8 protein-coding genes are annotated in these 13,424 nt (G+C 47.4%); all 8 read left to right on the forward strand.

The genetic code is table 11. From position 1 onward, the window contains the following. The first annotated feature begins 35 nt into the window (after positions 1 to 35). Complete coding sequence (locus tag LZG72_RS11855; protein WP_233872007.1) at positions 36 to 452, forward strand: BLUF domain-containing protein; 417 nt, start codon at positions 36 to 38, stop codon at positions 450 to 452. 154 nt (positions 453 to 606) lie between these two features. Continuing rightward, entirely contained in the window at positions 607 to 1,215 is a 609-nt protein-coding gene (locus tag LZG72_RS11860; RefSeq protein WP_233872009.1) for an RNA polymerase sigma factor, read from the forward strand. An 81-nt stretch (positions 1,216 to 1,296) separates the two neighbouring features. After that, positions 1,297 to 2,400 (forward strand): FecR family protein, encoded by a 1,104-nt coding sequence (locus LZG72_RS11865; protein WP_233872011.1) that lies wholly within the window; start codon positions 1,297 to 1,299, stop codon positions 2,398 to 2,400. Positions 2,401 to 2,584: 184 nt separating this feature from the next. Further along, entirely contained in the window at positions 2,585 to 6,028 is a 3,444-nt protein-coding gene (locus tag LZG72_RS11870; RefSeq protein WP_233872013.1) for a TonB-dependent receptor, read from the forward strand. A 10-nt stretch (positions 6,029 to 6,038) separates the two neighbouring features. Beyond that, the gene (locus tag LZG72_RS11875) at positions 6,039 to 7,856 is read left to right on the forward strand and encodes a RagB/SusD family nutrient uptake outer membrane protein (RefSeq protein WP_233872015.1); all 1,818 of its coding nucleotides are present in this window, start codon (positions 6,039 to 6,041) and stop codon (positions 7,854 to 7,856) included. 10 nt (positions 7,857 to 7,866) lie between these two features. Further along, entirely contained in the window at positions 7,867 to 8,853 is a 987-nt protein-coding gene (locus LZG72_RS11880) for a sugar phosphate isomerase/epimerase (protein WP_233872017.1), read from the forward strand. Further along, positions 8,850 to 10,259: an enolase C-terminal domain-like protein gene (locus LZG72_RS11885; protein WP_233872019.1), complete on the forward strand. Its 1,410-nt coding sequence runs from the start codon at positions 8,850 to 8,852 to the stop codon at positions 10,257 to 10,259. Before LZG72_RS11880 ends, LZG72_RS11885 begins: the two co-directional genes overlap by 4 nt. Positions 10,260 to 10,305: 46 nt before the next feature. Further along, a complete protein-coding gene (locus tag LZG72_RS11890; protein ID WP_233872020.1) occupies positions 10,306 to 13,383 on the forward strand; it encodes a PVC-type heme-binding CxxCH protein in 3,078 nt (1,025 codons plus the stop codon). The last annotated feature ends 41 nt before the right edge of the window (positions 13,384 to 13,424 follow it).

Genomic DNA, 13,424 nt, shown 5'->3' on the forward strand with positions numbered 1-13,424 from the left:
TTGTTTTCGATTTAAAACATCGAACTAATTGTACTATGGATTACTGTCTTGTTTACATCAGCTCATCAAATGAACTTTCTGCTGACCAGCTACGCGAATTATCAACCAAAAGCCAGGAAAAAAATCGTCTGCTGGGCATCACAGGTGCGCTGCTTTACTGTAACGGCAGTATCATCCAAGTCCTTGAAGGTGAGGAAGAGAAAGTGAATATCCTTTACAATGTTATCGCTAAGGATCGCAGACATAACCAGGTAACAAAACTATATGGCGGGCAAATTAAAGAGCGATCATTTTCGGACTGGCTGATGGGCTACAGAACTTTGACGCAAAGCGAAATGAGTGCCCTGGAAGAGGAAATTCCTTTCATCAGAAACCCTTATTCAAAATCCGAATCAAAAACGGTGGTTATGTCTCTCGTACAAACATTTTATAAAAATAATCACCGCAATTAGTAGAACAGCTTGTGCGATTCAGTCCGCTATGTCCACAGAACTCCCCGATTTTGTGGCAACCGGGACAATGCTTTTGCCAAATATTTCTTTGTCAATGTCAATAAAACAATGATAAATTATAACTTTAACGCTTAATAATTATACAAATGGAGTAATGAAACGACAGGATTACGACCATGAAGCTGTTAATGAAGATCTGACGCTTTGGAAACAGATGTTGGATGGGGACAAAACAGCGTTGGGGACTCTGTTTGATATTTACGCAAAAGAACTGCTTACCTATGGTTACCGGATCTCGCCGAGCGAGTTGGTCAAAGACGCTGTTCAGGATGTTTTTGTGAACATCTGGCTACGTCGGAATACGCTTTCCCATGATATAAAAGTCCGATTTTACCTGTACCGGTGTCTGCGTCGCGCCTTGTTTAAAGGGATTTCCACGGAGGAGTTGAACAACACTATCACGACAGACCTGGAAAGATGGGCGGTATCGGAAAATTCGGCTGAAACAGACTGGATTTCCTCAGAATCCGAAAATCATCAGAACAATCAGCTATCTGAAGCTTTGAGCGGCCTCTCGCCACGGGAACGCGAAGTCATTTCCCTGAAATACTATTCGGATATGAAACTCCGGGAAATCGCCGCACTTCTTAACCTGAAAGAACAAACCATTGCCAACACGCTGCAGAACGCATTGGCGAAGCTCCGCAAGTACGTCTCCCACTCCGTTTTGCTGTTCTGGTTTTTGGGTGAAAAAATACTTTAAAAAATTTCACATTTCGTTTGGTAGTAAACTCAATTTTTGTCCTCTGTATGGTACAGGGATATATTTTCCTTGTAAAATACCATGAATAACTATCTACATTTCTCCACGGAGGATTTCGCGCAAGACGAATATTTCATTGGCTGGGTCGCTTCTACAAATATCGAAAAGGAGGCTTTTTGGCAAAACTGGCTTGAAACCTACCCTTTCAAACGAATGGAAGTTGAGGCAGCCAGACAGTTGGTTTTGATCGCCCAGCGTGCTGCTGAGTCGGAAATATCCGATTATGATATTCAAGTGCTGAAAGAATCCGTGTTCGAAAAAATTGAGACGATAGAAAATAAAGGAAAGCGGATAGCATGGAAAGTACCGTTATGGGCCGCAGCAGCGGTTGTGACAGCATTGCTCGGTTTAGCCCTTTTATACAATTTTACGAACCAAAGGTCCAGCCCCAAATACAGCCAGCTTGTTTCCAATGCATCAAAAAAATATGTGTTGAACGAAGTGGAAAACAAAAGCAAAGTGACGATGCTGGTGAACCTGCCCGACGGGAGCTCGGCTATTTTGCGGAAAGGCAGCAAGTTGTCGTATCCCAATCATTTCGGATTGGAGGCCAGGGAGGTTTTCCTGACCGGTGAGGCTTTTTTTGAAATTGTACGCAGTCCGCAAAGGCCGTTTTATGTGTATACCAATGAAGTAACAACCAAAGTATTGGGGACAAGTTTCAATGTACGGGCTTACCAGGACGACAAAGAGGTTTTGGTGAGCGTAAAAACGGGACGTGTTTCCGTACTGAAAACATCCGGCCTGGAAACCGGCCCGCAGGAGGAAAAGAACTTTTCGGAAGGTCTGATGCTGTTGCCAAATCAGCAAGCCGTGTTTGAGAAAGGCCAGACAAACCTGGTGAAGCAGACGAAAAGTCAGCCAGGGCAATCCGACGGCCGGCACATCGATCAAATGCGTTTTGAATACAATGAAAAAACAATCGCTGAAATATTTTCGCAGTTGGAACAAGCCTACAACATCAGCTTCGTATATGACTCTACCGTTATCGGAGACTGTCCAGTTACCGCCTCTCTGACGGGTGAGCCATTTAACCAGAAGCTAAACCTCATTTGTAAGGCGGTAAGAGCGAAATACGAGATTGTAAACGGGAAAGTAATTGTAACCGGAGATGGATGTAAATGATTTAAACCTAAACCCTTAATCACCTGTAACCGACATTTTATGAAATAAACCTACCAAATCAATTTCCCATAATGCAACGAATCCGATAAAGTTGCTGCTTTACCGGATCCAGGATTCCGTACATCATGACCGATGGACAGGAATGTTTTTGTCAAAATCTTCGAAAATTTTAACAACCAAACTTATGCAAAAAACGCAAAGATTGAAAAATCTGCTGTGGATTATTATGAAATTGACTTCATATCAATTGGTCCTCTGCATTGTTTTCGCCGGGCTGGTATCGGCGAAAACCATACGAGCTCAGGATATTCTTAGCCAGCCTGTAACTGTTCACATTTTGGAGCAGCAGATGAAAAGCGCACTTCAAACGCTGGAAAAAAGCTCCAACATCAAGTTCGTGTACAGCTCCAAATTAATAGATGCCGAACGACGCGTGAGCCTGCGCGTAACCAATGTGCCCCTGGCCACCGCGCTGGACAAATTACTGCGTCCGCTTCAATTAAAATATGAAGTTTCGGGACGGCAGATTGTGCTCGACAAAGCAGACAAGCCCACCAGCGCGCTGGAAATTAAAAGCGTTGCCGAAAACCTGGACAAGCTCATCGCCGGGCGGGTAACCGACATCAGCGGCGAGGCACTGCCTGGTGTAAATGTACTAATCAAAGGAACGCAGCAAGGTACGGTTACCGACGTGGAAGGACGTTACAAGCTGGATGTGGCCGACGACCAATCGGTCTTGATCCTCTCTTTTGTAGGCTACATTTCACAGGAAATTCCGGTTGGAAACCAGACGACAATCGATGTAAAACTTACGCCCGACAACAAAGCGCTGGACGAGGTGGTGGTAGTAGGATACGGAACAGCAAGAAAAGCCACGCTGACTGGCTCGGTATCCACTTTGAAAGGAGAAGCATTAAGTAATATCCCTTCCGGAAACCTTTCCAATTCGCTGGCCGGGAAGTTCAGCGGACTTACTGTCGTGACCACCTCCGGTCAGCCCGGTAACGATAACTCGACCCTGCGGATCCGGGGCCTGAATACCCTGGGCAACAACACACCGCTCATTGTCGTCGACGGCATTCAGGGCCGGGACTTCAACCGGTTGAATCCGAACGACATAGATAATATCACCATTCTGAAAGATGCTTCGGCCGCCATATATGGTTCCCAGGCTGCGAATGGGGTTATTTTGGTAACAACCAAACGCGGAGTTTCGGGAAAAAGCGAAGTGAGTATCAACGTAAGGCAGGGAATGTCGTCGCCGACCATTATCCCCAAGTTTGCCGACGCAGCTACTTACGCGCAAACATTGAATGAGATCGATTTATATGCAAAACGCCCGGCCCGGTATTCGCAGGAAGATATCAGACTGTTCGCCGATGGCACAGATCCCTGGTTGCATCCCAATACCAGCTGGTATGACCTCATTTTCAGAAAGTCCACCCCTCAAACGTTCGTTGACGCATCTATGAGAGGCGGCACCGAGAATGTCAAATATTACCTGTCGGCCGCATACAGCTATCAGGATGGGATATTCCGGAAAAGTGCCAACAATTACAACCAGATAGGTATCAGAAGCAACCTGGATGCCAAACTCAACAAATACGTCAATCTGGGAGTTGACCTCAATTTCCGTCAGGAAAACAGAAACAATTCCACCGTGGCGCTATTCGATCTGCTGCGTTATGGCATGGGACGGCCGAACCGCGTAGCATTTTACGGGGACTATCCGGCGTCTGGTTATGAATCGGGAAAAAATCCGGGAGTGGTTGCCACGGATGTTACCGGCTACGATAAAAGCATCGACTATATTTTCCAGAGCAACACCAAACTGGAAATCGCGATCCCCGGTGTCGAGGGGCTCTCACTTGTGGGTAATGCTGCATTTGATAAGTTCATCGAAAATCAGAAGACGTGGAGAACTCCCTGGATGCTGTATTCCTGGGACGGTTTGACGATGGATTCAAATAATATGCCGGTGGTTACCGGGGCGATGTCGGGCTATTCAACCGCCAACCTCGATCAATCCATGATCGATCGCAATGGGCTGGTTTTAAATGGTTTGATCAATTATTCGCGCACCCTTGGCCGTCACCACGTGAAAGGAATGGTAGGTATTGAGCGTGGATCCGGCAAGTCTATGAATTTCTCCGCTTTCCGCAGCTATTTTGCATCGACGCTGATCGACGAATTGTTTGCGGGAGGAGATCTGGACAAAACCAACACCGGCTCGGCCAGCAACAATGCGCGCCGGAACTACTTTGGTCGCTTTAATTATGACTTTTCGTCCAAGTATCTGGTCGAGCTGGTATTCCGCTACGATGGATCTTACATTTTTCCGGAAGGGAAACAGTACGGTTTTTTCCCCTCCATTTCGGCGGGATGGATCGCGTCTGACGAGGCATTCTGGAAGGATAATCTGTCGTTCATCAATACTTTCAAGGTTCGTGGATCGTGGGGACAAACCGGAAACGACCGGATAGATCCTTACCAGTTTCTGGCCAGCTATGGATTTGACAACTCTGCGAACGGGACCCAGAGCCAGCCAAAAGATTCAAAGAATACCACCGTATTTAACGGGCACGAAGAAGTGAAATTCCTGAAAGAATTGAGAATTGCCAATCCCTCCATTACCTGGGAAGTTGCCAGTCAGACCAACCTTGGGGTGGATATGTCTTTGATGAACCATAAACTCGATATCTCGGCAGACTATTTCTACAATCTCCGCTCCAATATTCTCTGCTACCGCAATGCCTCCATTCCTTCGACGGCAGGCCTAACGTTACCCCGTGAGAACATTGGCAAAGTAAGCAACCAGGGAATCGAATTTGATATTTTTTATACCAATTCAGCCGGGGATTTTACATATAGTATCGGCTTAAATGGCGGCTACGCAAAAAGTAAGGTGATTTTCTGGGACGAATCTCCCAATGTACCGGATTATCAGAGAGCGACCGGGAAACCTGTTAATACCGATCTGATCAGCAACAATTCCGCCGGTCTGTTTTACGAGGCGATCGGCATTTTCAGGGATGAGGAAGAGATCAAAAATAATCCGCATTGGCTGAATGCGCGTCCCGGCGACATTATGTTCAGGGATGTGAACGGGGACGGAAAGATCGATGGTCTGGACAGAGTTCGTTCAGACAAAACTACTACCCCGCTTTTTACCAGTGGTTTAAATTTCAATCTTGGGTATAGAGGATTGTATCTCAATGCCGGATTTCAGGCGGCAATGGGGGCTACGCGGTACCACGAAATCGAATCGGGTGAACTGGGCAACTTTTCAATGGAAGATCTGGACGGCCGCTGGACGCCGGACAACATCGACGCCTCGAAACCAAGAGTCGGCAACTACCGGTCTGAGTACTGGAATCAGGGAGCTACCGGACCTAACACGTACTGGAACCGGAATTCGGATTACCTGCGGTTGAAAAATCTCGAAGTGGGTTACAAGGTTCCGGACGCCGTCAGTTCGAAACTCGGACTGAAAAATTGCAGGATTTATTACACCGGAATGAACCTGTTGACATTCACCGCATTGAAGACGTTCGATCCCGAAACGACTTCCAGCACAGGTTACCCATTGAACAAGGTAAATAGTTTAGGTTTATCACTATCATTCTGACTTTCCGGTTATGAACTACAAAAAATATATTACCATCCTGATATTGACGGTGGGCGGCATCATGTCGTGTTCCAAAGACCAGCTTAATCTGGACCCGCTGAGTGAATATTCCGAAGCAGCAGTATGGAAGGACCCGGCTTTGGCGGAGCTTTTCGCCAATGGCATCTACGATGCGATGGACATCCCCTATTCAAAGTTTATGCAGATGTGTTTCGTCGACGAAGGGCACCGGCGGGACAATAGTAATGTTCTCAATTTTAATAATTCGATAATTAATCCTGACAATGTGCCGGGCTGGCTGCAAGGCGAAGGACATCCCCGTCTGATCTGGGGCGAACTGTATGCGATCAACAGAAAGTGTAACATTCTGCTGGAAAATGTAGACCGGTTACCGGACAATGCAAGGCTGATCGACGGAAAAACGATGAAAGACCGGCTGCGCGGCGAGGCTTATTTTCTCCGGGCATGGACGTATCATTATCTGATCAAGCTTTATGGCGGAGTACCTGTCATCGACAAAATTTATTCACTGAATGACGAATTCAGTATCAAGCGGAATTCTTTTGAAGAATGCGTTAAGTTCATTGTCAGCGATTGTGAGAAAGCCGCAGAGCTTTTGCCGGTCAAACATACCGGCAGTAACAGAGGCCGGGCTTCCAAAGGTGCAGCTCTTGCGCTGAAATCGCGGGTATTGCTTTCCGCAGCCAGTGATTTATACAATAAGTTCGATTTCGCGGGCTATACCAATCCTGAGAATGTGAGGTATACCACCGGAAATCAGAAGGACCGCTGGCTTCTCGCAAAAAATGCGGCCAAAGCAGTGATCGACATGAACGTGTATAATCTCTACAAAGCCTCGCCTGCTGCGTCGGATTCGGTTGCCCAGAACTTCATTGACTTCTTTTTGTTGGATTCTGAAACGGAGGAAGACATTTTCATCAGGTACTTCAGTGCGCGGCTTGTTCCCTACAACAATAATATTTTGAACAACAACAATCCGAACGGATATCACGGTGGCGGAAACAATTGTCCATTGGGAGATCTGGCGGATAGTTACGAAATGAAGAATGGCTCTGCATTTAGCTGGCAGAACCCTGCGCACGCTGCCTCGCCCTATGTAAACAGAGATCCGCGTTTTTATGCCTCAATCCTTTATGAAGGTGCAAGTTGGAGGCCAAGAACCGCTGACGTAGTCCCGATAGAGCCGAATGGGGTGATCAGCATTGGCGATAAGCAGATCTGGAACCCGCAAACCAATGCAATGCAGCTTTTAGGAGGGCCGGATGGACGGAACGGCACCGTTTCAGCTTTTGAAGGAGGATATACAGGATACTATCTGCGAAAATTCATGGATTACAGAAAGGATGGTCAATTCCAGAATATTTCACAGGATACGCCGTGGAGACACATCCGATTTGCGGAAATACTGCTCAATTATGCCGAGGCCTGCATTGAGCTTGGGGAATATGACGAGGCAAAAACCTATCTCAACAAAATAAGAAAGAGAGCCGGAATGCCTGACATAAAAGACACCGGCGACGCGCTCCGCAACCGCTACCGGAACGAACGCAGGGTAGAAATGGCTTTCGAAGATCAGCGGATGTGGGATGTAAGACGCTGGACCATCGCACCACAAGCTTATGCTCCCGTGCATGGGGTAAGCATTCTTTATAAGATGGACCCGCAAACCCGTATCACTTCGAAGGTACCCACAATCACGCCAAAGCAGGTTGAAAAAAGATCCTGGTTGGATAAGGCTTATTTTTTCCCGATTCCGCGGACGGAAATGGATCGGAATAAGCTGCTTTTACAGAACCCACTTTATTAAGATTCCTCAGATGAGTAATGAATCAGTAACCAATTTCAGCAACCTGTCCCGACGCCAGTTCGTCGGGAACATGGTTGCAGCCGCGTCGACACTGCCGTTAGCCGGCCTGGCGAATACCCTGGGTGCAGGTCAGGTAGCCAATGCTGAACCGATGATCTGCATTTTTTCCAAACACCTGCAATGGTTGTCCGTGCCGGAGTTGGTCGGTACGGTGAAAGATCTGGGGTTTAAAGGTGTGGACCTGACAGTACGGAAAGGCGGCCACGTGGAAGCCGCCCAGGTGAAAACCGACTTGCCAAAAACCGTGGAGCTGTTTAAAAAAGCGGGCGTGGAGGTGCCGATGATGGTTACCGATATCGTCGACCCTGAGCATCCCGACACCAAAACAATTCTCGAAACTGCCGGACAACTGGGGATCAAATATTATCGCACGGGCTACCTCAAATACGATCCTAAGATCAGTGTGTCGAAAAATCTGGATATCTACAAAATCAAAATCCGGAAGCTGGCCGAAATGAACGAGAAATACAAGATCCATGGCGCCTATCAAAACCATGCAGGAACAAATGTAGGTGGCGCAGTGTGGGACCTTTGGGAACTGCTCAGGGATGTTGACCCGCAATGGATGGGCTGCCAGTATGATATCAAACACGCGACAGCCGAAGGCGGATCGTCGTGGGTAAATGGGCTGGATGTACTGCAGCCTCACATCCGCTGCATGGATATCAAAGATTTCATCTGGGAGAAAAAGGATGGCAAATGGCAGAATGTGAATGTGCCGCTGGGAGAAGGTATGGTGGACTTTAAAACCTATTTCAATCTTCTGGCAAAGCACGGCATGTCCGGACCGTTTTCACTTCATCTGGAGTATCCGCTCGGAGGCGCCGATAAAGGAAGCAAACAACTCTCCATTCCCCCGAAAGAGGTTTTAGCCGCCGTTACGCGGGATTTTGAAACCTTGAAAAAAATGATCAAAGAAAATTACTCAGCCGGATGAAAGTGATAGAATCAATATTTAAGAATACCCTTTCAAGAAGAGAATTTATCCGCAATTCAGGGGCATTAACCGGTCTGGGACTAATTGGGGACAGGTTTTCAGAAAGTATGGGGCCGGTTCCGCAAAAGCTGATTAAAGTGGCAAAAACCAGTTCCAACTTTGAGAGGGAGCCGCTGATCCGGCCATTTGGCTTCAAAGGCGGCTACATGACCGAAATGTGGCAATCGGCCTCGCGGCTGGAATCGGAATCTGGCAAAAGCGAGATCGGGATCTGCACGCAGAATGTGTTATATGCCGATGCCGACGTATTCGCCGCATATTCCGAAGCCGGCGGGAATGCATTAATGTACGCGCTCACCGAAAAGGCTTTGCAGATCGTTAAAAATACCCCGTTCCGCGACCCGGTGGATCTTATCGAAAAGATTTTGCCGGAAGTTTACAGTGAAGGCCAGAAGCTTACCGGCAAACGCGGGCTCAATAAAATATTTGCCCTGAATGCATTGATCAGCGCCGACAATGCAGCCTGGCTGCTATATGCTGCGGAAAATAACGTCACGAATTTCGACGCAATGATCCCCGAGCCGTATAAGAAAGCATTGTCATACCATAATAAAAAGGTCGCCATCATTTACCTGGCATCGTACAATCTGCCGATTGCTGAACTTAAAAAGGCTGTACAGCAAGGGTATTTTGTGATAAAAATAAAAATAGGCCAGCCCGGTACTCAGGAAGAAATGCTTCAGAAAGACATGGCCCGCCTGACGGAAGTGCACGAAGCGATCAAGAATGCGCGTACCTCCCAGACCAAAACCGGAAAGCTTTTTTACTCACTGGATGCGAATGCGCGCTACGAGAAAAAGGCGACTTTCATGAGGTTGCTGGACCATGCCCGGAAGATCGGGGCGGCGGAACATATCTTGTTCGTGGAGGAACCGTTGCAGGAAGTGAATGAAGAAAATGTAGCCGATATAGGAATTAGGATCGCCGCAGACGAAAGTGCGCACGACGAAGCCGGGGCTTTGAGACGCCTGGAACAGGGATATAGTGCCCTGGCTTTAAAAGGTATTGCCAAAACGCTGAGCTTATCGATGAAAATGGCCAAACTGGCTCACGAGCGTGGCATTCCCTGCCTTTGTGCGGATTTGACGGTCAATCCGATCCTGGTTAACTGGCATAAAAACCTGGCAGCCCGCATTGCTCCATTCCCGGAACTTGATATGGGGATTATGGAAACCAATGGCGACCTCAACTATTTGAACTGGCAGAAAATGCTCACGTATAATTCCTTCCAGCAATCCTCGTGGGCAAGCGCGAAAAATGGCGCTTTTAATCTGGATTCGAATTTTTATGACCAAAGCGGAGGTATTTTCGAAGCTCCCGACCATTATAAAAAAATGCTTAAATGAGGTATTCGCGGCAAGCTGCTCCATTATTTTTTAATTGTGATCTGACATGAAAATTCCTGACTTCAAGATATTCAGCTGCATTTTTACCCTTATCTTAATTTCCGGTTGTCAAGGATTAAAGAAAGAAAAACCTACGGACCTGTCGGATATTGCAGTTAATGAAGAAGTTGCCAAAACACTCCGGGAATTCGAGGGAATGGGTGCGTTATCTGATAACTCAGCCCCTACCGCAGCCTCAGCTGCCCTCAACCAATTCAAACATCCGGACGATCTGGAACTTGACCTGATCCTCGCCGAGCCGAAAGTGAGGCAGCCCGTTTTCATGAACTTTGATCACCGCGGAAGACTTTGGGTCGTACATTATAATCAGTACCCATATCCAAAAGGCTTGAAAGTAGAGCAGCTTGATAATTATCTCCGGATTAAATACGATAAAGTCCCAGGTCCGCCTCCAGATGGCAACAAAGGCGCAGACCGGATCACGATTCACGAGGATACCGACGGAGACGGGCGTTATGACAAAGAAACGGACGCGATTACGGGGCTGAACATTGTTACCAGCGTGACGTTGGGCCGAAAAAAAATATGGGTACTAAATCCTCCCTACCTGCTGGCATATCCCGACCCGAACGACGACGGGATACCGGATGGGAAACCGGAAGTTCATTTGGAAGGGTTTGGAATGGAAGACACACATGCCGTGGCCAACAGTCTTCGATGGGGTCCCGACGGGTGGCTGTATGGGGCGCAGGGAAGTACAACCACGGCGAATATCAGTTCGAAAGTCTCTAAAAATGTTGCATTCCAGGGACAGGTTATCTGGCGCTATCACCCCGAAACTACTGTTTTTGAAGTGTTCGGCGAAGGTGGAGGAAATACGTTTTATATCGAAATTGACGACAAAGGCAGATTGTACTCGGGAGACAACGGCACATCGCGGGGAATGTATTACAAGCAAGGCGGATACTACAATCGCAACCTGGATAAACACGGCCCATATACGAATCCGTATACCTTTGGCTACCTGCCGAGCATGGATCTCACCGGAGACAAAAAACGCTTTACCCACGGCTGGGTCCGCTATCAGGGAGGCAGCCTGCCGACGCGTTATAACGATAAGATGATCGCCATTAACCCGTTGCAGGGATATGTACAATTGACGGCGATGACTGCAAACGGTTCCTCGTTTTCGAACAAGGATGAGGAACGTATATTAACTACCGATGACAGATGGTTTCGTCCGGTGGATATAAAATCCGGACCAGACGGCGCGATTTATTTGGCGGATTGGTACGACAGCAGGCTAAGCCACGTCGACGCACGTGATACCTGGCACAAAACAAGCGGCAGGATTTACAGGTTGAGAAATAAGAATGCCCCGAAAACTGAAAAGTTCGACCTAAAGAAATATAGCGGCGACGAACTGATCGCCTTGTTTTCAAATCCAAACCGATGGTTTCAGCAAGAATCTCTCCGGATACTTGGCGACAGGAAAGACAAAACACTCTTACCCAAATTAACGGCGCTTTTGAGAGACGGTACCGGACAGATTGCATTACAGGCTCTTTGGGCCATTAACCTCACGGAAGGATTCGATCATGCAATGGCAGAGGCCGCATTGACCCATAAAGATCCGTTCGTGAGAATGTGGGGAGTGCGGCTAATCGGCGACTCTCCGGAACGCGCAGATGCTTTCGGGGAAAACCTCATCGGGCTGGCTGCGACCGAAAGTCATCCCGAAGTGAGAAGTCAGCTGGCATCGACCGCAAAACGAATGCCTGATAAAACTGCGGTCTCAGTTCTCGAAAAGCTGATCAGAAGTGAACGCGATTCGAATGACCCCGACATTCCGTTGCTGATCTGGTGGGCGCTGGAATCCAAATTGGGCGCGAATACGGATAAAATCGTCACGCTGTTTTCCGATGAAAGTCTTTGGAATGTTCCGATCGTCAACAAGCATTTGTCCGGATTGCTGGTGAGAAGGCTTGTCATGGAAAATACAGCAGAAAGTTTTTCCGCCTGCGTTAAAATACTGAAAGCGATCCCAAAAGATGAGTACCGCGGGGTGGTGCTGAATGGTCTTCAAAAAGGATTACTGGGCAGCGATTTCGACAGGTTATCCGAAGAACTGACCACTATTTTAAAATCTTATGCCGCGACTTCCGGCGGCGGATTGTCATCCGCCATGTTACTGAAACAGGGAGATTCTGCCGCATTCGCATATGCTACGAAACTAATACTGGACAACCGGGCCGAAACCAGGGAACGAGTGCAATACATCCAGATACTCGGAGAATTGCGCACGCAAAAATGCATTCCGGTGCTGTTAAACCTCGTCGAAACCAGCCAGACCTCCGTTTTGATCAAACAGGAAGCACTACGGTCACTGCAACAATTTGAAGGAGAAGAAATAGCAGCAAAAGTGATTGGAATGTATCTTAAAAAACTGAACTATAACAAGGAACTGCAATCCGATGCAATTGCTTTGTTGGTCAGCCGGGCCGTGTGGGCGCATCAGCTGCTCAGCTCCATTGAATCGGGAAAAGGGATCACTAAAAAAGACATCAACAGTCAAATGCTGCTAAGGTTGAAAATGATTGACGATCCGAAGATAACAAGCCGGATTGATGCGCTTTGGCCTGAAAACAACGTGGCAACTTCGGCGGAGAAAACGGAAAAGATAAAAGCGATCTCGGCGATTTTACAAAAAGGTCAGGGCAATATTCCCAAAGGCAAAGAGCTTTTTGCCAATACCTGCGGAAGCTGTCACCGTCTTTTCGATGAAGGCGGCGATATCGGCCCCGATCTTACCGGATATGACAGAAGAAATGTTAACAACCTGTTGTTGAACACATTAAATCCGAATGCCGACATCCGGGAAGGTTATGTTTATTATCATGTTACGACAAAAGACGGCCGGATTTTATTAGGTAAACTCATTGACAGAAGCGGGTCTACCATCACATTCAGGCCAATCGGCGGAAGAGATTTGACTTTGTCACAAAAGGAAATTGTGAAAATGGAGGCTCAAAAGACTTCCATGATGCCGGAACGTTTGCTCGACGATATGACGGATGCACAAATACGCGACCTGTTTTCTTATATTACCAGGCTGAACCGCTAATTCAGCAACGTTTAGGTTTCTTAATTACTGTTTATTTATTG

This window comes from Dyadobacter sp. CY323 (assembly GCF_021390245.1).
Taxonomy (GTDB): domain Bacteria; phylum Bacteroidota; class Bacteroidia; order Cytophagales; family Spirosomataceae; genus Dyadobacter.

Bases quoted from the DNA above. Each gene is read 5' to 3' on its own strand.
- LZG72_RS11875 (WP_233872015.1), top strand. From the start codon at position 6,039: ATGAACTACAAAAAATATATTACCATCCTGATATTGACGGTGGGCGGC.
- LZG72_RS11865 (WP_233872011.1), top strand. From the start codon at position 1,297: ATGAATAACTATCTACATTTCTCCACGGAGGATTTCGCGCAAGACGAA.
- LZG72_RS11890 (WP_233872020.1), top strand. From the start codon at position 10,306: ATGAAAATTCCTGACTTCAAGATATTCAGCTGCATTTTTACCCTTATC.
- LZG72_RS11870 (WP_233872013.1), top strand. From the start codon at position 2,585: ATGCAAAAAACGCAAAGATTGAAAAATCTGCTGTGGATTATTATGAAA.
- LZG72_RS11860 (WP_233872009.1), top strand. From the start codon at position 607: ATGAAACGACAGGATTACGACCATGAAGCTGTTAATGAAGATCTGACG.
- LZG72_RS11880 (WP_233872017.1), top strand. From the start codon at position 7,867: ATGAGTAATGAATCAGTAACCAATTTCAGCAACCTGTCCCGACGCCAG.
- LZG72_RS11855 (WP_233872007.1), top strand. From the start codon at position 36: ATGGATTACTGTCTTGTTTACATCAGCTCATCAAATGAACTTTCTGCT.
- LZG72_RS11885 (WP_233872019.1), top strand. From the start codon at position 8,850: ATGAAAGTGATAGAATCAATATTTAAGAATACCCTTTCAAGAAGAGAA.